At 32.2% G+C, this 20,056-nt stretch carries 22 protein-coding genes, 1 tRNA gene and 1 other RNA gene; 17 read left to right on the forward strand and 7 right to left on the reverse strand.

From position 1 onward, the window contains the following. The first annotated feature begins 6 nt into the window (after window positions 1-6). The 9 genes from IB617_01095 to IB617_01135 all read left to right on the forward strand — a co-directional run bounded on the left by IB617_01095 (window position 7) and on the right by IB617_01135 (window position 7,758). Window positions 7-79, forward strand: a tRNA-Arg gene (locus tag IB617_01095). Between the two features lie 328 nt (window positions 80-407). Beyond that, a complete protein-coding gene (locus tag IB617_01100; protein UZE93413.1) occupies window positions 408-962 on the forward strand; it encodes an LOG family protein in 555 nt (184 codons plus the stop codon). A 16-nt stretch (window positions 963-978) separates the two neighbouring features. Beyond that, on the forward strand, window positions 979-1,251 hold the full coding sequence (locus tag IB617_01105) for a hypothetical protein (protein ID UZE93414.1): 273 nt from the start codon (window positions 979-981) through the stop codon (window positions 1,249-1,251). A 116-nt stretch (window positions 1,252-1,367) separates the two neighbouring features. Next, complete coding sequence (locus IB617_01110) at window positions 1,368-2,660, forward strand: DNA helicase UvrD (protein UZE93415.1); 1,293 nt, start codon at window positions 1,368-1,370, stop codon at window positions 2,658-2,660. Between the two features lies 1 nt (window position 2,661). Next, window positions 2,662-3,579, forward strand: a complete 918-nt coding sequence (locus IB617_01115; protein UZE93416.1) for a hypothetical protein — start codon at window positions 2,662-2,664, stop codon at window positions 3,577-3,579. Between the two features lie 61 nt (window positions 3,580-3,640). Beyond that, on the forward strand, window positions 3,641-4,720 hold the full coding sequence (locus IB617_01120; GenBank protein ID UZE93417.1) for a hypothetical protein: 1,080 nt from the start codon (window positions 3,641-3,643) through the stop codon (window positions 4,718-4,720). Beyond that, window positions 4,717-5,688, forward strand: coding sequence for a 2-hydroxyglutaryl-CoA dehydratase (locus tag IB617_01125; GenBank protein UZE93418.1), 972 nt, complete (start codon window positions 4,717-4,719; stop codon window positions 5,686-5,688). The genes IB617_01120 and IB617_01125 overlap by 4 nt, the downstream gene beginning before the upstream one ends. Window positions 5,689-5,780: 92 nt before the next feature. Beyond that, entirely contained in the window at window positions 5,781-6,710 is a 930-nt protein-coding gene (locus IB617_01130; GenBank protein UZE93419.1) for a radical SAM protein, read from the forward strand. 1 nt (window position 6,711) lies between these two features. Further along, window positions 6,712-7,758: a CapA family protein gene (locus IB617_01135; protein UZE93420.1), complete on the forward strand. Its 1,047-nt coding sequence runs from the start codon at window positions 6,712-6,714 to the stop codon at window positions 7,756-7,758. Between the two features lie 14 nt (window positions 7,759-7,772). On the opposite strand, the gene IB617_01140 is transcribed toward IB617_01135, so the two are convergent. Then, the gene (locus IB617_01140; GenBank protein ID UZE93421.1) at window positions 7,773-8,819 is read right to left on the reverse strand and encodes an RNA 3'-terminal phosphate cyclase; all 1,047 of its coding nucleotides are present in this window, start codon (window positions 8,817-8,819) and stop codon (window positions 7,773-7,775) included. A gap of 530 nt (window positions 8,820-9,349) precedes the next feature. Here IB617_01140 and IB617_01145 point away from each other — a divergent pair. The 5 genes from IB617_01145 to IB617_01165 all read left to right on the forward strand — a co-directional run bounded on the left by IB617_01145 (window position 9,350) and on the right by IB617_01165 (window position 13,139). Continuing rightward, window positions 9,350-9,823: a GreA/GreB family elongation factor gene (locus tag IB617_01145; protein UZE93422.1), complete on the forward strand. Its 474-nt coding sequence runs from the start codon at window positions 9,350-9,352 to the stop codon at window positions 9,821-9,823. Between the two features lie 16 nt (window positions 9,824-9,839). Then, window positions 9,840-10,601 (forward strand): hypothetical protein, encoded by a 762-nt coding sequence (locus IB617_01150; protein UZE93423.1) that lies wholly within the window; start codon window positions 9,840-9,842, stop codon window positions 10,599-10,601. Between the two features lie 8 nt (window positions 10,602-10,609). Continuing rightward, complete coding sequence (mvk, locus tag IB617_01155; protein UZE93424.1) at window positions 10,610-11,623, forward strand: mevalonate kinase; 1,014 nt, start codon at window positions 10,610-10,612, stop codon at window positions 11,621-11,623. 92 nt (window positions 11,624-11,715) lie between these two features. Further along, the gene (locus tag IB617_01160; protein UZE93425.1) at window positions 11,716-12,732 is read left to right on the forward strand and encodes a flippase-like domain-containing protein; all 1,017 of its coding nucleotides are present in this window, start codon (window positions 11,716-11,718) and stop codon (window positions 12,730-12,732) included. A 2-nt stretch (window positions 12,733-12,734) separates the two neighbouring features. Further along, window positions 12,735-13,139: a YjbQ family protein gene (locus IB617_01165; GenBank protein ID UZE93426.1), complete on the forward strand. Its 405-nt coding sequence runs from the start codon at window positions 12,735-12,737 to the stop codon at window positions 13,137-13,139. Here the strand turns inward: IB617_01165 and IB617_01170 are convergent. Next, window positions 13,126-14,268 carry a hypothetical protein gene (locus IB617_01170; GenBank protein ID UZE93427.1) on the reverse strand — a complete coding sequence of 381 codons (1,143 nt, stop codon included), beginning with the start codon at window positions 14,266-14,268 and terminating at the stop codon, window positions 13,126-13,128. The two genes, IB617_01165 and IB617_01170, sit on opposite strands and share 14 nt — an antisense overlap. Before the next feature lie 86 nt (window positions 14,269-14,354). On the opposite strand from IB617_01170, the gene IB617_01175 reads away from it, so the two are divergent. Beyond that, window positions 14,355-14,984: an MFS transporter gene (locus IB617_01175; GenBank protein ID UZE93428.1), complete on the forward strand. Its 630-nt coding sequence runs from the start codon at window positions 14,355-14,357 to the stop codon at window positions 14,982-14,984. Window positions 14,985-14,987: 3 nt separating this feature from the next. Continuing rightward, window positions 14,988-16,769 carry a DNA polymerase/3'-5' exonuclease PolX gene (gene polX, locus IB617_01180; GenBank protein UZE93429.1) on the forward strand — a complete coding sequence of 594 codons (1,782 nt, stop codon included), beginning with the start codon at window positions 14,988-14,990 and terminating at the stop codon, window positions 16,767-16,769. 109 nt (window positions 16,770-16,878) lie between these two features. On the opposite strand, the gene rplT is transcribed toward polX, so the two are convergent. The 5 genes from rplT to smpB form a co-directional block, all read right to left on the reverse strand. After that, window positions 16,879-17,226 (reverse strand): 50S ribosomal protein L20, encoded by a 348-nt coding sequence (gene rplT / locus IB617_01185; protein UZE93430.1) that lies wholly within the window; start codon window positions 17,224-17,226, stop codon window positions 16,879-16,881. 16 nt (window positions 17,227-17,242) lie between these two features. Then, window positions 17,243-17,428 carry a 50S ribosomal protein L35 gene (gene rpmI / locus IB617_01190; GenBank protein UZE93431.1) on the reverse strand — a complete coding sequence of 62 codons (186 nt, stop codon included), beginning with the start codon at window positions 17,426-17,428 and terminating at the stop codon, window positions 17,243-17,245. 8 nt (window positions 17,429-17,436) lie between these two features. Continuing rightward, window positions 17,437-17,955, reverse strand: a complete 519-nt coding sequence (gene infC, locus IB617_01195) for a translation initiation factor IF-3 (GenBank protein UZE93432.1) — start codon at window positions 17,953-17,955, stop codon at window positions 17,437-17,439. 4 nt (window positions 17,956-17,959) lie between these two features. Beyond that, window positions 17,960-18,300: a transfer-messenger RNA gene (gene ssrA, locus IB617_01200) on the reverse strand. Then, window positions 18,293-18,736 (reverse strand): SsrA-binding protein SmpB, encoded by a 444-nt coding sequence (gene smpB / locus IB617_01205; protein UZE93433.1) that lies wholly within the window; start codon window positions 18,734-18,736, stop codon window positions 18,293-18,295. Before smpB ends, ssrA begins: the two co-directional genes overlap by 8 nt. Window positions 18,737-18,775: 39 nt before the next feature. Here smpB and IB617_01210 point away from each other — a divergent pair, with 39 nt between their 5' ends. Continuing rightward, window positions 18,776-20,056 carry a hydroxymethylglutaryl-CoA reductase, degradative gene (locus tag IB617_01210; protein UZE93434.1) on the forward strand — a complete coding sequence of 427 codons (1,281 nt, stop codon included), beginning with the start codon at window positions 18,776-18,778 and terminating at the stop codon, window positions 20,054-20,056.

Raw genomic sequence — 20,056 nt, forward strand, 5'->3', positions numbered from 1 at the left:
TTTTTCGTCCCCATAGCTCAACAGGATAGAGTATAGGCTTCCGGAGCCCAAGATATAGGTTCAAATCCTATTGGGGACACAAATAAATATATTTTGAGCCATTTTTTAAACAGACTTGACAATAATATCTCTTTTCACTTAAAATTAAAGCTTGAAGGGGATACGGAATTGTTTTCGTAGGACAAGCAGTTTTTTAATGAAGGAGGCTGAAAGGAATTCCCTGGTGTTTGTCCAATCGGGTTTGAGCTTAGGCTGATTTCGGAAAAAATTGTTCTCTCCTTACTAAAAACGGGACGTTTTATCTTCCCGTTTTTAGTTTATGAAAAATTATTTTTTAAAAGAATATAAATATTTATAAGATTTTGGAATTTGCTTTTTAAAGACCGGAAGTGTAAAATATATTTATTATGCGATATAAAATTGTAGTATCTGGGGCGGCTCAAATAAAGCATTGTTGTAAAGATATCGAAAATATAGCCAAAGAAGTTGGTAGAGAGATTGCCCGTCAAGGATGTATCTTGGTTACAGGAGCTACGACAGGCATTCCCTATTTAGCTGCTTTAGGATTTAAAGAAATAGATGGAATTTCAATTGGTTTTTCTCCCGCAACCTCTGAGGCTGCTCACTTAAAGACCTATAGACTTCCAATAGATGCTTTTGATGTGATAGTTTATACCGGAGCTGATTATACTGGTAGAGATGTTATAATGACAAAAGCTGCAGACGGAGTAATTGTAATTTGCGGTCGAATGGGAACCTTACACGAGTTTGTGACTGCTTTTGAAACTCAAAAACCAATAGGTGTTTTAGAAGGAACAGGTGGAACAGCAGATAAAATAAGATATATAACTAAAGGCCCTTTTAGGGGGGTGAGAAGAATTATTTATGATAGAGAGCCGAAAAAATTAGTGAGAAGATTAATTAAGCAAATAAAAAAAGAAAAATTAAAGGTCGGAAGATAATAACATCAATTTAGATATGTCAGATAAACCACCCATACATGAGGAAGGAGAATTAATAGGGAAAATCACTCATTATTTCAGCAAGATTGAAGTGGCTATTATTGAACTGTCAGATAATTTAAAAGTAGGTGATAATATTAGGATAATAGGTGGAGAAACAGATTTTGAACAAACGATTGAATCAATAGAAATTGACCACAAAAAAGTTAAAGCAGCTAAAAAGGGCGAAACCATTGGTTTAAAAGTTGAGCAAAAAGTCAGAGAAGGCTATAAAGTCTATAAAATATAGAGAGGAGTAAAGCTATAAATCAATAATTAAAGAGTAAGTATACTCCTAATAGACCAACAATATGATAGAGGTCCAATCTATCTACCAGTTGTTTTTATCTATTTTTTTAAAAAATAATGAAGTTCATTGCCGATTTCCATTTACATTCAAAATATTCAAGGGCTACTTCCCCAAAGATGGATTTGGAAAATCTTGAGGAATGGGCAAAGATAAAAGGAATTAAAGTTTTGGGAACAGGAGATTTCACCCACCCTTTTTGGTTTAAAAACTTAAAAGAGAAATTAGAACCTGCAGAAAGCGGGCTTTTTAAGATTAAGAACCACGCTTCGCGGAACCTTGATTCTCGCTCCGCTCGAATTAAAAACAGTAATACCGGGATCCGTTTTATTTTAAGCGCTGAAATTAGTTGTATTTATTCCAAAGGAGGGAAGGTCCGTAAAATTCATATTGTAGTTTTAGCTCCCTCTTTTGATATTGTTGAAAAAATTAATACCCGTTTGGAAGGAATTGGGAATTTATCTGCTGACGGAAGACCAATATTAGGATTAGATGCAAAAGAATTGTTAAAAATTGTTTTAAACATCTCAACAGATTGTTTGTTTGTTCCCGCCCATGTAATGACTCCCTGGTTTTCTATTTTCGGTTCAAAATCTGGGTTTGATTCAATTGAGGAATGTTTTGAAGATTATTCTAAATATATTTTTGTTTTAGAGACTGGGCTATCGGCTAACCCACCAATGCTCTGGCGCATACCAGATGCTCAAAAAGCAATTTTAATATCAAATTCAGATGCTCACTCACCAGCTAATATTGGTAGAGAGGCAAATGTTTTTAATACGGAGATTAGTTATCCTGCTATTGTTGAAGCTATAAAATCAAGAGATTCCGAAAAGTTTCTTTATACCATTGAGTTTTTTCCTCAGGAAGGAAAGTATCATTACGACGGTCATAGAATGTGCGGTATCAGATTAGCTCCCGAGGAATCGAAAAAATATAACAATATTTGTCCTAACTGCGGCAGACCCTTAACAATCGGAGTTTTAAATAGGATAGAACAATTATCAGTTGAGCCGAAAGGTTTTAAACTAAAAGGAGCTATTCCTTTTAAAAGCTTAGTTCCTTTGAGAGAAATAATTGCCGAAGTCTTGGGAATGGGTGTTACTACCAAAGGTGTTGAAAAAGAGTATAAGTCTTTAATTGAGAATTTTGGTAATGAGCTTGAAATTTTGCTTAATACTTCTCATGATGAGTTAGAGAAAGTTACCTTGCCTGAGACTGCAGAAGGAATAATTAGGGTTAGAGAAGGAAAAGTTTTTGTAGAACCCGGTTATGATGGGGTTTATGGAAAAGTAAGAATTTTTTCTAAAGGAGAACAAGAGTCTTTATCTAAACAAGGAGTCCTTTTTTAAAATGACCATTGGTATTCCTCGAGCTTTAATACACTGGAAAAGACCCCATTTTTGGGAAGTTTTTTTTCATAATCTCGGTTTTAAGGTTTTACTCTCTCCTTTAACCAATAAAGAAATCGTGGAGGCAGGAGTAAAAATAGCTGACCCTGAAACTTGTTTTTCTACCAAGGTTTATTGGGGACACTTAGTGTGGTTAGATAATAAATGTGATTTAATTTTTGTTCCCAGGTTAAAAACAAACGAAGAAAAACTTGAATACTGTCCTAAACTTTTTGCTTTACCTGATTTAGCAAAACTCTTAGTTAAAACTTCAATTTTAACTGAGACCTTTGACGAAAGAAAAGAAGAATTTAAAAAAAGCCTTGAGAAGTTGGGAAGAAAAATAAATAAAAAGAAAGGAGAAATAAAGAAAGCTGCGAAAATTGCTTTTTCAGAGGAGAAAAAATTAAAAGAGAAAGAAAAGCAAGATTTTTTTAAAAAAATAAAATCTAAAAAACCAAAAATTGTTTTAATTTCTCATCCCTACAATTTATATGATGAATATGTTAATTTGAGGATAAAGGAGAAATTAGAAAAATTAGGGGTAGAATCAATATTTATTGAAGAAGTTACTCTTAGTTCAAAGCTTCAGGCTACTTGTTCTCAACCTATTTTAGGAGTAAGGTTTCACTGGGAGTTTGGAAAAGAAATAATTGAAAAAATCCAAGAAATATTGAAATATGATATTACCGGAGCAATTGAACTCTCTTCTTTTGCTTGCGGCTGCGATGCGGTTTTAAAGGAATTTGTTGAAAAAGAATTTAAAGAAGCAAAAATCCCCTTTTTGTATTTAATAATTGATGAACATACCGGAGAAGCAGGCTTTCAAACAAGATTAGAAGCTTTTATAGATACCCTTCAGTTAATCATAAAAACATAAAAGAATACAAACATAAAACATAGGAGTCTTAATTTATTTATACCCATTCTTAAATGTTTATATGAAAATACAAAAACCGAAAATAACTTTTGCTAGATGGGGGAATTATACTATTGCTTTTAAAACTCTCTTTAAGCAACTTGGCTTAGAGGTTATTTCTCCCGAGAAAACAAATTCCCAGACAATTGCTGAGGGAGCAAAATTAGCTCCCGAGATGTATTGCCTTCCTTTGAAGGTGAACATTGGGAATTATTTAGAGACAATAAGAAGGGGGGCTAACACAATTTTTATGGTTACTGCTCTTGGTGGTTCTTGTCGCTTGAGATATTATGGTGCAGTTCAAGATAAGGTTTTAAAAGAAGCAGGTTATAAAGTAGATTTCGTTATTTTTGACCAGGATCCCAGAAATATTTATTCCAAAATAAAAGAAATTTCCGCAGCTTCTCCCTGGCAAATTTTTAAAGCAGCTAGATTTTTTTTCAAAAAATTGAGATTTATTGAAAAACTGGAAAAGATGGTTCAATATTCCAGACCAAGGGAGATAGAAAAGGGAATGACCGATAAGTTATTAATTGAGACTTTTATGGAACTCGACAGGATAGAAAAAGAGAAAGATTATCCAAAATTTAAGAGAGAAGCTTTAAGAAAATTTTCAGAGATTAAAATTGAAAAAAATAAAGATATCCCAAAGGTTGGTTTGATTGGGGAAATCTATACGGTTTCTGACCCAATAATTAATTTTGAAGCAGAAAGAAAATTAGGAGAAGAAGGAATAGAAGTTCATCGGGAAATGGATTTGACTTATCATTTAAAGAAAAAAATTTTTCCCTGGAAAGATTGGATAATACAAAAGAAAATAAACCCTTATTTAAAATCAACTGTTGGCGGACACGGAAGAGATGCAATTTATGAGATGTTAGATTATGTGAAAAAGGGTTTTGATGGAGTAATTCATCTACTCCCGGCATTCTGCATGCCAGAGATAACAGTAAGGCCAATTTTGGAGAAGATTCACCAAGAAAGCGGTATTCCATTTTTATCATTATCATTAGATGAACAGGTGGCTGAGGCCGGAATAAATACCCGGCTTGAGGCCTTTGTAGATGTAGTGACAAATCATCACAAAAGCAAAAAATTATGAGAACATATTTAGGCATTGATGTAGGTTCCATTTCCACTAAATTGGTTTTAATTAATGAAAAAAACCAGATTTTATATCACCTTTATATAAGAACTGAAGGAAACCCGATTTTAGCTGTTCAGAGAGGATTAAAGAACCTGAAAGAATATATTAAAGATAATAGTTTAGAAATTGAAATAGCAGGAGTAGGAACTACGGGGTCAGCCCGCTATTTAGCAGGAGTAATTACTGGTGCTGATTTAATTAAGAATGAAATTACTGCCCATGCTATGGGGACTTCTTTTTTAACTCCTGATGTTAGAACAATAATTGAAATTGGTGGTCAGGACTCAAAAATTATTATTTTAGAAAACGGTGTAGCAGTTGATTTTGCCATGAACTTAATTTGTGCGGCAGGTACCGGGTCTTTTCTTGACGCCCAGGCTTTCCGCTTAAAGATTCCTATTGAGAAATTTGGTGACTTAGCTTTGAAGTCAAAAAAGCCGACCAGCATCGGCTCGCGATGCACGGTATTTTGCGAGTCAGATATGATTCACAAACAGCAGATAGGTCATAAAATAGAAGATATTGTAGCTGGTCTTTGTCAGGGTCTGGCAAGAAACTTTTTAGCTAACGTAGCTAAGGGAAAGAATATTCAGCCCCCAATTATTTTTCTTGGGGGTGTTTCTGAAAATATGGGAATGAGAAAGGCTTTTGAAGATGCCTTACAACAAAAAATTACTGTTCCGCCATATAATACCGTAATGGGTGCTTTTGGGGTAGCTCTTTTAATAAAACAAAACCCGTCTCAAAAAACAAAATTTTTAGGTTTTGGAATTTCAAATAAAGATATTAAATGTACCTCATTTCAATGCAAGGGTTGTCCTAATCATTGTGAGGTAATTGAGGCAAGAATAGATGGAAAAATCGTTGCTCGTTGGGGAGATAGATGCGGAAAGTGGTCGAATCTAAGCGTTACAGACTTATAATGAATCATTTAACTTGTTAAGGACCAAATTCAAAATTTTTCAAACTGAAAGCCGCAAAAAAGCGGTTTTTGTTATATAATAGAAATAGAAAAATGTATCCAAGCTACTTAAATTTATCTAAAGAGGATTTAAATCAGAGGATAGAAAAACTTTTTAAAGTTTTAGAAAATTGTGAGATTTGTCCAAGGAAATGTTATGTAAATAGGATAAAAGGAGAAAAAGGATATTGTCAATTAGATTTTCTACCAGTAGTTTCTGCTTTTCACCCCCATTTTGGTGAAGAAAGTCCTTTGGTTGGAAGGTTTGGTCCCGACTCATGGGCGAGTCGAGGCGGGTCTGGAACAATTTTTTTCACTTCTTGTAATCTATCTTGTGTTTACTGCCAAAATTATGAAATTTCTCAATTAAGAAGAGGAGAAGAAGTTTCTTTTGAAAGATTAGCAAAAATGATGTTAGAACTTCAAAATCGGGGCTGCCACAATATTAATTTAGTTACCCCAACTCCTCAGGTTCCCCAGATTTTAAAATCGCTTTCAATAGCAATTAAGCACGGTCTTAAAATTCCTCTTGTTTATAATACCAATTCTTATGATTCAATTGAGGTTTTAAAATTATTGGATGGAATTGTCGATATTTATATGCCAGATGTTAAATATTCTGATGATAAGATTGCTTTGAAATATTCTAATGCTCCAAAATATTTCGAAATAATGAAAGAGGCTGTTAAAGAGATGCACCGGCAAGTTGGAGATTTGGTTTTAGACGAAGAGGGAATAGCTATACGAGGTTTATTAGTCAGGCATTTGGTTTTACCCAATGATTTGGCAGGTTCTGAAAAGATTTTCAATTTTATATCCAAAGAAATTTCAGAAAACACTTTTTTGAACATTATGGATCAATATAACCCCAATTTTAAAGCGTATCAGTATCCTGAGCTTTCTTGGAGGATTACAGATAAAGAATATCAAATGGCAATAAAATTAGCCAAAGAAGCAGGCCTTAAAAGGCTTTATAGAAATTAAAATGAAAAATTCAAAGGTTAAAAATCAGTACTCCCTCTTTTTATTATTTGTATTATTATTTTTCTTTTCTATTTATTTTTTTGATTTTAATGCTGAAATAGATAGTCTTTATTTTAGAGTTATCTCTAGCCAATTAATAATACCAAAAAAGCCCTTAAAAAAACCTATAACTTTAATTTTTGTCGGCGATATAATGTTTGACAGAGGAATAGAACATATAATTTTAAAAGAGGGAAAGGGTGATTACAAATTTCCTTTTTTGAAAATCGCTGATTATCTAAAGGAGGCAGAAATCTTATTTGGAAATTTTGAAGGACCAATCTCAGACAAAGGAAGAAAAGTGGGCAGTATTTATTCTTTTAGGTCAAATCCTGAAACTATTAATGGATTAGTTTTTGCCGGCTTTGATGTTTTATCGATGGCTAATAATCATATTTTTGATTATGGAAGAGAAGCAATGGAAGATACATTTTTAAGATTGAAGAAAGCTGGAATAGATTATGTTGGGGCTGGATTTAATGAAAAAGAGGCTTATTCCCCAATAATAAAAGAAATAAATGGTTCGACAAACTTACCACAAGATAACACTAAGATTGCTTTTTTAGCCTATACTAATTTAGGTTCAGAATATTGGAAAGCAACAGATGAGAGGTCGGGAATTTCATGGTTAGAGAAAGAAAGAATGATAGAAGAAATAAAAAAAGCTAAAAATTTAGCTGATATAGTAATTGTTTCTTTTCATTACGGTGAGGAATATTTCTTAGAACCAACTTCTTTCCAAATCTCTATTAGCCAAACAGCAATTGATGCTGGAGTTGATTTGGTAGTTGGTCATCACCCCCATGTAATTCAGCCAATAAAGAAATACAAAAGTAGATACATAGCTTACTCTTTAGGAAATTTTATTTTTGACCAGGGATTTTCTGAAAAAACAATGAAAAGTCTCTTATTGAGAGTTATAATCGAAGATAATGAAATAAAGGAGGTAACTCCAATTGAAATTAAAATTAACAAATTCTTCCAACCAGAGATTGCAAAAAAGCTTTGATAGAGAAAAAAGAATTATTTTGCTGGTAGCCAAACAATCAAATTTTCCTTTGTTTCAAACTTCCCATTAATAAATTTTTCAATTACCCAGATATTAGTTTTACAGTGACTTGTGATTTCTGAAACTGTAATCTGGGATTTTTTAGGAGATAAGGCTAAGTAGGCTAAAATTTGGTCACCTAAATGTTTATCCAGACAAGCTTTGCTTTTTTCTTCTTTTAATAATTCCAAAGCTGCTTCTTTACCAACATCTTCTGCTCTTTTTCCCAATTTCCCAAAATTATCAGTTCCAATAATCGTGTTTTCAAATTCGGCTATTAGAGAAATCTGACTGCCAGGACATTGGGGTTGATAATATTCTACTTTTTCCTCAATAGGCAATTTTAATTTCCCAAAAATTTCTCTTACCCCGGCAACTTGACGCTCTGCCACTTTTTTATTCCTTAATAATTCTGAAGCCCCGGAAATTACTGAAATTTTTTGAAGTTGACCTCTTTTAATTAAATGGAGTGGTTTTAATTTCGAAGGATAAATTTTCACCTCAACTTTTGCTCCACCTTCTGGATAGTAGCCTCTTTTTAAAATATTAATTTCTACTTTAACTCCCATTCTTTCTAATAATTTTAAAAAAACATATTGAAAATAATCAATAGTTGGTGAGAAAAAGGTATCGGTAGCACCACCATTGAAAGTAATTTTTATATATTTGGGAGTTTGCCCTGGGACTGTCGAATGGGCAAAAATAGAAGGAGGAATTAATGTTTGTAAAAGTAAAGTAATACTTCCTGCTGTTGGAATGTTAATTGAGATATGTTCTTGATAATTTGAGCCGGGATAGAATTTTATTTCAGTTGACCCTAAATAGTTGCCTTCCAATTTTCCATTACAAAAGTGGGCTAAAGCTTGAAGTCCTAAAAGATGCTGGTATCTCAAACCGGGCTTTGGTCTTTTTTTTCGAATATTAAAAACACGGCAATTTCTTTTAGTAATTGCTGCTAAAGCAGTTGCCACTCTCAATATAGCTCCACCGCCTTCATATTTTGAACCATCAAGTTCTAACATATTTCTAATATCTAATTTCCGGAGGAATCAAGGTTCTGCCGAGCGGAGCGAGGCATGGTTCTTAATTCGCAGAATCAAGGTTCTGCCGAGCAGAGCGAGGCAGGTTCTTATATACTATTAGTTAATTTTAAATTAATTTTAAAAAAATAAAAAGAGAATTTTCTTAATTGTAGAACAATTACAAGGAGCGAAGCGACTGGTTTCCTAAAAAGATAATATCTATCGTTAATTGAAAACCTTGACAAGAATTCTCCTTTGGCTATAATGGAAAAATCCAAAATAGAGAACAAAATTAAAGTATGCAGAAAAATACTAATATTATTGTAATTATAGGAATTGATTTTTTGATACTAACCGAGGACACTAAAAAGTGTTTGGATTATGGTATTTCCCCTGTTAATTCTAAGGGAGTAAATGAGAGGCTTAGTACGCTAAAGAGAAAACAAAAATAATAAATAATAAATAATAATATAGACTACTAGACCTCTCTATAAAAGAGGTTATTTTTATCTAATATTTCGATATTTAATATGACAGATAAATTCTATTTAACTAAAAAAGGTTTAGAAAAAATAAAAAAAGAATATCAGGATTTAAAAAGAATTAAGACAGCTAAAACAAAAGGAGAATCACCTAAGGTTTTACATTCCGAAGATTTAAACCCGGAATATCTTTCTTTTAGAGAAGACCTCAGTTTTTTGGAAACAAGAATAGCTGAACTTGACTATATTTTAAAAAACGTTGAGTTAATCAGACTTCCTCAGAAAAGAAAAAGAAATATTGTAAGTTTAGGAGCTACTGTTACTCTGGAAGAGGCAGGTGGTCGAATAAATGAGTTTATGATTGTCGGTACCTTAGAAGCTAATCCGAGTGAAGGAAAGATATCTTCAGAATCCCCGATAGGTAAGACTCTTTTGGGGCATAAAATAGGTGATGAAATAGTGACTGTTTCTCCAATTAAAGTAGTTTATAATATCAAAAAGATTAAATATAAATTATCTTGATAGTTACATTAAAGATGTGAATATAAAGAAATTAATTTGTATTTCTTTTTCAGTGGCATTTTTGGTTCTTCTTTTTTTCCCGGGGGACTTCCCTGATAACTCTAAATTTAGAGAGCTCTTAGATTCTGCTTCTCCTGATAAAGTTATCATCGTTTTTAACTCTGGCGGTTGGGGAAATACTCCGTTAGAGAAAGCAAAAGATTTTTATCCTATTATAGAAGGTATTGAAAAAACCCTAAATGATTTAGGTTATAAATCAATAATTGTGCCTTACAGGAGGACAGAAGATAGTTTCTTGGGTAAGGTTGAAGGCATAAGAGAATTTTTGACTTCTTTTAAAAATCAATCTACAAAATTAACTCATGAGATTGAGTATTTTCAGGAATGCAATCCCGATAGTAAAATAGTTATAGCAGGATTATCTAGTGGGGCAGCATTCGTTGATAAAGTAATGGAAAAGATATCAGAAAAAGAAATAAAAAATGTTTTTGCCATTGAGGCAGGCATTCCTTTTTGGGAAAAAGCTTTAAATTCTGAAAATGTTCTTCTATTAGATAATGAAGGTAGAGATTCGCTTTCCAAAAAAGAAATAAAGACCTTGTTTTTTTCTTTATTTGAAGCTCCTTTTAAATTAGTTTTAGCTAAAATCTCCGGCGGAAATCTTCCTTTTTCACATGCCTTTCGTGTTCCCGGTCATGACTATTTTTGGAATTCATCCTCTACCGGTTCTAAAATTGCAACTTTTCTTGAAGATAAATTTGCTCTTCAAGATTTTTAATTCTAAAGATGATAATTACATCTGCTCCAGGTAAGGTTATTTTATTTGGGGAACATGCTGTTGTCTATGATAAATTAGGGATTGTTTGCAGTATTGATAAAAGATGTAATGTTAAGATTTTATCTACTAAAGAAAACAGGATTTTTATTAGGTCTGAAAAACTTGGTTTAGCAAAAGTTTTAAATAAAAAAGAACTATTTAGCTTTTTTAATACAATTAATAATTTAAGAAGTAAAGATAAATTTGATGGGACAAAAGAGGTTTTTGAAAAAGATAAGTTAGCTCCTATCTTTTTTGTTATTGCTAATATTTTTAAAAAATACGACTTTAAGGGTTTGAGGGTAGAGATTGACTCAGAGATTCCCAAGGGCCTGGGTTCAAGTTCTGCTGTTTTTTCAGCCATTGCACTTGGGGTTCTGAAGTTTTTGGGAAAAATTCCTTCTAAAAAAGAAATCTCTGATTTTGCCTATCAAGGAGACTTAATAGCTCATGGCGGAACTCCATCAGGTATAGATAATGCAGCTGTTACTTACGGAGGTTATTTAAAATACAGAAAATCAATAGGGATTGAGCCTTTAGAAATTGATTTTGAAATTCCCCTATTAGTTGTTGAGAGCGGCGAAGAAGCAAAAACAGCAGAAACTGTTTCTTATGTAAGAAAAAATAAAAAAGAGAATCCCGAATTTGTAAACCCTATTTTAAATTCCCTAAATAGTATTTCTGAGAAAGCGTTAGAAGCTTTAATTTTTCAAAAATTAGATGATTTAGGAAGGTTGATGTTTAAATACTATCAAGAATTAAAAAGACTTAATATTTCAACTGAGAAATTAGACAAAATTATTGAAATTGCTTTACAGAATAGTGTCTTGGGAGCAAAACCCACCGGCGGCTGGGGTGGAGGTTGTTGTTTAATTTTGGCAAAAAATGAAAAAAGAATAGATAATTTAATGAAAGTTTTTAAAAAAAATGGTTTTAAATCTTTTCGAGTTAAGATTGGAGTAGAAGGAGTAAAATTAATTTAGTAAAAGTAATCTTTCTTATACTCAATCCTCACCAAAAAATCTGGTGCGGATTTTATTTTGAGAACTAAAAAAGCTATAATTAAGCTAACAATATGATAAAGAAGATTTTACTTTTTCTTTTTTCTCTTTTTTTAGGTATAGGACTTTTTATCTGGATTATTAATTTTGTTGGTTGGCAGGAAATTAAGAATGCTTTTTTAGTTTTTACCGGTTGGCAGGGGGGAGTAATTTTTATTCTGACGCTATTGATGATGATAATTGGAAATTGGAAATGGAAAGAAATCCTAAAAGGAGAAGGAACAGAAGTTTCTTTTTGGAAGCTGTTTAAGCCTTATTTGGCTGGTTTTGGTATAATGTTTTTGGCGCCAATTCTCCTTGGATTAGGAGAGATTTTCCGGAGTTATGAGATAAGAAGAAAAACTCATATTTCCTGGCCAAAAGCCACGGCTTCAGTAATAATAGATAGGATTTTAGAGTGGACTGTTAATTTAATAATCATTTTTATAGGGGTATTAATTTTTCTTTATAAAATTGGTCTCCCACCCAAAAATCTAATAATAGTTTTTGGCGGAGTATTTTTACTTTTTGTTATTGGAATTTTTATTTTTTATTTCAAAACCTTTAAAAGAGAAAGTATAGCAAAAACATTTGGAAGAATTTTTAATGGAAAATTAGATAAAGAACCTTTCGATACTGAAAAAGAAATATTTAATTTTTTTAAATTCCAAAATAAATCAATGTGGACAAGTTTTACTTTTTCTTTCCTTAGAGTGGGTGTAATGTATTTAAGAACTTGGTTTTTAATAAATTTTTTAGGAAAAGAAATTTCTGCTTTATCTACTTTATCTATTCTTGGCTTTACTTATTTAGCAGCAATAATACCTATTCCAACCTCTTTAGGTTCCCATGAAGCAATTCAAACCTTTGCTTTTAAATCTTTGGGTTTGGGGATTTCTTCAGCTACCGCTTTTACTATGATTATTAGAGCGGCTGAGCTTTTATTTGCTTTAGCGGGAGTTATAATTTTGCTTAGACTGGGAGTGATATTTTTGAAAAGCCTCCTTTTTAAAAGCATCGAGAAATTAACCAATGTTAAAAATAATTTATAATTATGAGATTTTCAATTAGTACAAAAGGGTTTACTGATATTATTGATATAACCTCAAAGGTTTCTGAGTTTGTGAAAAAATCTGGTGTAAAAGAAGGAATTTGTTTGATATCCTGTCCCGGTTCAACCTGCGGAATAACAACTATTGAGTACGAATCAGGGTTGATTGAGGATTTGAAAAGAGTTTTAGAAAAAATTGCGCCAATGTCAAAGGATTACGAACACTGTAAAAAATGGGGAGATTGCAATGGTTATGCTCATATTCGTTCAGCCTTAATGAAGCCATTTTTAGCTGTCTCTATTGAGGAAGGGAAATTAGTTTTGGGTACGTGGCAAAACCTCGTTTTTATTGACTTCGATAACAGACCTAGAGAGCGGAAGGTGATAATTAAAATTATTGCGGGATAAGTTGATATTTAAATCGCGAACCTTTCTTATACTTTTTAACTTTATTTTGTTTCATTAACATTTGTAAATGATGGTAAACTGTCCATAAATTTATATTAGCTATTTCCCGTAACTCAAAAGCAGTTTTAGATTCCGCTTTTAAAGCGTTTAATATTATTCTTTTGGTTTCAAATTTCTTCCTTTGTTTCCAACTCCTGTGTTTGAATTTTATTATATTACCAATCTCGTTTAATTTTCTTCCGATGCCTAAGTTAGGATATTTAAAAATTAATTCATTGCAGCCTTGAAAGAATTTTTCTACAGATTCATAACTTAATAATAATGAGTAATGTTCTCTTGTCATTTTACCTCTCCATTTGAAAGTAGAAATACTACATTTATATCCCAGCGATTCAACTATATTTCTCAAATCCATAATGAATTTTTTATTAGAAGATAGAAACCTTACACTCCCAGAGACATTTCCATCATCGTGCAAAAACGCTAGCAAAGTTGCAATTTTATTTTCTTTATCTCCTTTTAGTACCTTGGGAGGAATTCTACATTTAGCACTTAGATAGGTGGGAATATTGAAATAGTTTGTTACGATAACTGAAAATATAGCTGGAAAATAATGCGCTCTTTTATATTTTTTAATTCTATATTTCCCGAAAACATTAGAAGTTATTTTTTCAAATCTTTTCAAGCCACTTTCTTCTTTTTGGTAATATATAAAATTATTTCTATTAATACATCCATCGCACATCATATGAATTGCAATAGACGTGAACTCGGGTGTAATCTTTATCGGTAACTGTGGTCTGAAAATATAAAGTCTTCCATAAGTAGAAACATAACCCTGTATGTTTCTTTCAACTTCTAATAGTGTGACCTTTATCTTCTTTGAAATCTCATATATAGCCCATGCTGGGATATACTTTGCTTTTTTATGGTATTGCCATACAATTCTATAGTCAGTGGTAATATTTTTGTTATATAATTTTGATTTCCTCTGTAAAAATAAAGCTAATTTCTTCACGGATTTGAAATCTTTCTTGGTTTTTTCAAAAAACTTTTCTTTAAAATCTGAATTTAACTTAATAGACATTAAATAAAGCGGAAATTGCCACCAATGAATACTTTTCTGCATATTATATAATTATAATTTATTTGCACGATTTTGATAATAGATCAAAACCTTGCTAAAAACGAAGCTTATTCTAAAATAAAGTAACAATGTCAAAAGCTATTAATAAAGTTATTAAGACTTTGATATTTAGCGATTTTGTTTTGAACAGCGCTTGGGGTTTTCTCGCTCCCATTTTCGCTATCTTTATAGTTAAGAACATTACGTTTGGAAATTTGGCAGAAGGAGCTAAGATAGCAGGCTTTGCCACTTTAGTGTATTGGATTGTTAAATCTATACTTCAGATTCCAATAGGTAGACGTCTTGATAGAGACCATGGAGAAAAAGACGACTTCCGATTTATGGTATTAGGCATATTCTTAACCGGTCTGGTTCCTTTTGGGTTTATGATTTCCTTTTTGGCTTGGCATATTTATGTTTTTCAAATTTTACATGCCGTTGGTATGGCAATGGCAGTACCTTCCTGGTTAGCTATTTTCACCAGACATATTGATAGGGGGAAAGAGGCTTATGAGTGGAGTTTAGAAAGTACTTCTTTGGGATTTGGGGCTGGAATTGCAGGAGCTATAGGAGGATTTATGGTTGCACTCTATGGATTTAATATTATATTTATTTTAGTAGGATTTTTTACTATTGTTTCTGCTCTTTTACTTTTATTAATTCATGAAGAAATTGTTTCTAAAAATCATATTTTTCCTAAACTCCCTTATTCTTTTTAGATTATGAACAATCTCAAAATTGCCAAAATATTTTATATGATTGCAGAATATTTGGAAATGGAAGAAGACCCTTTTAGACCCCAAGCTTATAAAAAAGCAGCTTTTACTTTAGAGAACATGGAAGAAGATGTTGGAGAGATTTACAAAAGAGAGGGGACAAAGGGACTGAAAAAAATCCCCGGAGTAGGAGAAGGAATTGCTTCAAAAATTGTAGAATACTTAAAAGTTGGAAAAGTAAAATACTATGAAAAACTGAAGAAAAAAGCCCCGGTTGATGTGGAAGAACTTACTGCTGTTGAGGGAATGGGACCAAAGAGAATTAAGATATTGTATAAAGAGTTAGGAATCAGAAACATCAAAGATTTAGAGAAAGCAGTCAAATTACATAAAATTGCTCCATTATTTGGCTTTGGTGAGAAAACCGAGAGAAATATTTTAGAAGGAATTGAGTTTTTAAAAAAAAGTAAAGGTAGATTTTTATTGGGAGAGATTTTACCTGCAGCAAAAGAGATTTACGAGAAATTGAAAAATTTAAAAGAGGTTGAAAAAATTACTATTGTAGGTTCTTTAAGAAGAATGAAAGAAACTATTGGTGATATTGATTTTTTAATCACTGTTAAAGGATCTAAAAAATCCGCCTTAGCTAAAGCTTCAGCAAATAAGATAATGGATTTTTTTGTTTCTCTGCCAGATATTGTCAAGCTCTGGGGGAAAGGACCTACAAAATCATCTGTAAGAATGAGGCAAGGTTTTGATGTGGATATCAGGGTTATTCCGGCTGAAAGCTATGGAGCAGCTCTTCAGTATTTTACAGGCTCAAAAGAACATAATATTATTACAAGAAAAATTGCTATTGCTAAGGGTTTAAAATTGAATGAATATGGGTTGTTTCGGGGTTCTAAAATGCTCGCTGGAAAAAATGAAGAAAAGATATATGAAATCTTGGGTATGCAATGGATTCCACCTGAATTGAGGGAAGACCGGGGAGAAATTGAAGCAGCTCTTAAAGGAAAATTACCTGTATTAATTGAAAAAAAAGATATCAGAGGTGATTTGCATTGTCATTCAAATTGGGATGGAGGAGAACATTCAATTTTAGAAATGGCAAAAAAAGCAATGGAAATGCATTATGACTATTTAGGGATTTCAGACCATACAAAATTTTTAAGGATAGAAAATGGTTTGAATGAAAAACAGTTATCCCAGCAAAGAAAAGAAATTGATGAATTAAATTCAAAATTCAAAATCAACCCTACGGGGAGTCGTAGGCGACAACAAAATTCAAAATTTAGAATATTACAGGGAGCAGAAACAAATATTTTAAACGATGGCTCAATTGATATTAATGATACTGCTTTAAAGAAATTGGATTATGCTATTGCTGGAATTCACTCCAATTTTAAGATGACAAAAGCAAAAATGACAGAGAGAATAATTCGGGCAATGAAAAACCCAAATATTAATATTATTTCTCATCCTACGGGAAGATTGTTAAAGAGAAGAGAAGAATACCAGATTGATTTTGATAAAATCTTGAGGGCAGCTAAGGAATTTAGTGTTGTCTTAGAAATCAATTCTTTTCCTTTAAGATTAGATTTAAATGACCAGCATATTAGGCGATGCAAGGAGGCGGGAGTAAAAATGGTAATTAATACTGATTCCCATCATAAAAACCAGATGAGATATATAGAATTAGGAGTAGCTCAAGCGCGCCGGGGCTGGGCTGAGAAAAAAGATATTATTAATACTCAATCTATAGATAAATTATTAAAATATTTTAAATAGTATGTTTTTGGAAAGATCGGCAGGAGCTGTAGTTTTTAGAAAAGAAAAAAAGGTAAAAAACCCCAAAAAGCCATCTTTTAAATGGCTATTTTTTTTAAGAAAAAGTCTTTTAACTTTTTACCTTCTCGAGAATTTTTTCAAAGATTTTAGGATGTTTCCTTGCCAATTCTGACAAAACCTTTCTATCAAGCTCAATTTTATTTTTCTTTAAACTATTAATAAACCTACTATAAGAGATTCCTTTTTCCCGGCAGGCGGCATTAATCTGTATTTGCCAGAGAGCTCTAAAATTTCTTTTTTTCTTTTTTCTATCTACATAAGCGTGAGCCCAGGCATGAAACAAAGCATCTTTTGCCAAGCGATACTTTGATTTTCTTCCCCACATGAATCCTTTTGTTAGCTTCAGAATCCTTTTTCTTTTTTTATGAGAGGTTGTGCCTCGCTTTACTCTAACCATAAATTTCTATGAGTTTCTAAGAACGTAGTAACTTTTTTATTTTTTTTGCTTCAGGTTTTGATAATTCAACCAATTTTCGTTTTTTTCTTTTCGTTTTCCCTGATTTTTTTGCCAAGTAATGGTCAATACCGGTCTGTCGTCTTAAGACCTTGCCTGTCCTGGTTATTTTGAAACGTTTTTGAATAGATTTTCTTATTCCCATATTTTCCTTTATTTGTTTTCTTCTTTACTGATGGAAATAATTACTATGAATCCATTTACTTTTCTCTTTATTTCACTTTCAGTTTTTATTGAAATTCTTTTTCCTAAATCCTCAATGAACTTTTTTAATTTTTCTTTTGCAAATCCAGAGAGTCTTTTTTCTCTACCCCTTAAAATCATTTCTATTTTTACCTTATTTCCTTTCTTTAAAAATTTCTCTGCCTGAAGAATTCTTGTTTCCAAATCGTGTGGGGATATATTAAATCTTAACCTTATTCCTTTTATTTCGATAGTTTTTTTAACCCCCTTTTCCTTTTTCTGCAAGCGGTAGAGATATTTTCCATAATTCAATATTTTACAAACAGGTGGATCTATTTTTTCTGTAACCTGGATTAAATCTAAATTACGCTCCCTTGCCATCTGGAGCGCTTTTTCTAAATCAATAATCCCTATCTGCTTCCCGGCATCATCAATCAATCTGACTTTTTGAGCTCTTATTCGATTGTTGATTAATGGTTTTTTTATCAAGTTTTTGTGGAGGTGGCGAGCGCGAACTCGCGTCCAAAAATTGTTTCTAAGATAATTCTACAAGCTTATTCCAATTAAAGAATAACAGAAAATTCAAATTGGACAAAACTTTTCTGTGTTTGGTCTGTTTTTTTTCGATAGTTTCTTTAGACCTTAAAAACTATCTATCTCGATATATGACACCTACCTTATTTATCGAGAATCAGTAAAGCAGATGGCATTAAGCGTAAGCTAATGCAGGTTCTTGAAATAAGTTGGCACTTATTTTTCTCTCAAAGTTTACGAGATTTGAGAATACTCGACTTGCCTATCTTAGTTAAATTTCTGTCGAAACTTTTCACCCCCGCAGAGTTCTCCTTATTTCTCTTTCAACTTCTCTTTTTTTAATTAACTCTCTTTTATCAAACTTTTTCTTTCCTTTAGCGATAGCAATCTCCAATTTTATTTTTCCCCTTATACTATAAACCCTTAGAGGCACAATTGTCAAACCCTTTTGTTTTGTTTTTCCAATTAAATACTTAATTTCAGACTTTTTAAGTAAAAGCTTTCTTGTTCTTTCAGGATTATAATCTTTAGGCGCATTTTTTGGTTGATAAGGAGGAATATTAGCTCCAATTAAAAAAACCTCTTCATCTTTCAATACCACATAGGTCCCCTGAAGACTTATTCTTCCTGATTTTATTGATTTTACTTCCTGTCCAATCAAAGAAATGCCAGCTCTAAACCTTTCTAAGATTTCATAGTTAAAGTAAGCCTTTTTGTTTTTAGTAATCTCTTTCATTCTTTGATTTTAGCAGAAAAATTAGATAAGCTAAAACTAATGAGAAAAAATAGCAGAATTCCAGAATTTTTCAAGTTAAAGAGAAAAGGAAAAATCAAAATTGTAAAAAATTTCGCTAATTTAACTGATAAAGAAATTAAAATAATTGAGAAAGGATTTTTAGAGCCAGAAATAAGAGATAAAATAATAGAAAACGTTATTGGGACATTTCCTCTTCCATACGCTATTGCTGTAAACTTTTTAATTAACCAGAAAGATTATCTTGTGCCAATGGTTATTGAAGAACCTTCTGTAGTAGCTGCCGCTTGTTATGGAGCAAGATTAACAAGAGAAAGCGGGGGAATATTTGCCAAAAGTTTAGGAAATTTGATGATAGGTCAAATTTATATAATTGATCTAAAAAATCCTCAAAGAGCTAAAAAAAAGATATTAAAAGAAAAAAAAGAAATTTTAAAAATTGCCAATAGACAAAACCCCATTTTGACAGAATTGGGAGGAGGGGCAAAGGATTTAGAAACAAAAATATTTAAAAAAACAAAAATCGGTCCAATTCTAAGAATTCATCTATTAATTGATACTAAAGATGCCATGGGAGCTAATACGGTGGATACGATGGTTGAACAAACAGCTCCCTTTATTGAAAAAATTATAGGCGAGAAAGTTCTTTTGAAAATAGTTTCCAATTTAGCTGAAAAAAGATTGGTGGAGGTAAAGACAATAGTAACAAAAAAAGCTTTAAAAAAAGAAGGTTTTCCTCCTGAAGAAACAATTCAAAAAATTGTCAAAGCTCAAGTTTTAGCCGAAACTGATATTTACCGGGCAGTGACTAATAATAAAGGAATTTTAAACGGGATGGGAGCAGTAGCTTTGGCTACTGGAAATGACTGGCGAGCGCTTGAAGCCGGAGCTCACGGTTTTGCAGCAAAATCAGGAAAATATAAACCTCTGGCTGTCTGGAGAAAAAATAAAGAAGGAAATTTAACTGGCAAAATGACAGTTCCCATAGCAGTTGGTATAGTAGGAGGTATAACCCAGGTTCATCCAACAGCCAGAATTTCCTTAAAGATTTTAAAAGTAAAATCAGCTCAAGAATTAGCCCAGGTAATAGCTTCTGTAGGTTTGGTTCAAAATTTGGCAGCTTTAAGAGCTTTGGTTTCAGAAGGAATTCAGTCAGGCCATATGAAATTGCATGTCAGGAACATAGCCATGGCAGTGGGAGCTAAAGGGAAAACAGTTGATAAAATAGCTAAACAGATGGTTAAAGAGAAAAAAATCAACATTGAAAGAGCTAAGGAGATTTTTGAGCAATTTAAGAAATAA

The sequence above is a fragment of the Candidatus Nealsonbacteria bacterium genome, from assembly GCA_026016225.1.
Classification (GTDB): domain Bacteria; phylum Patescibacteriota; class Minisyncoccia; order Minisyncoccales; family JANBVM01; genus Nealson33H.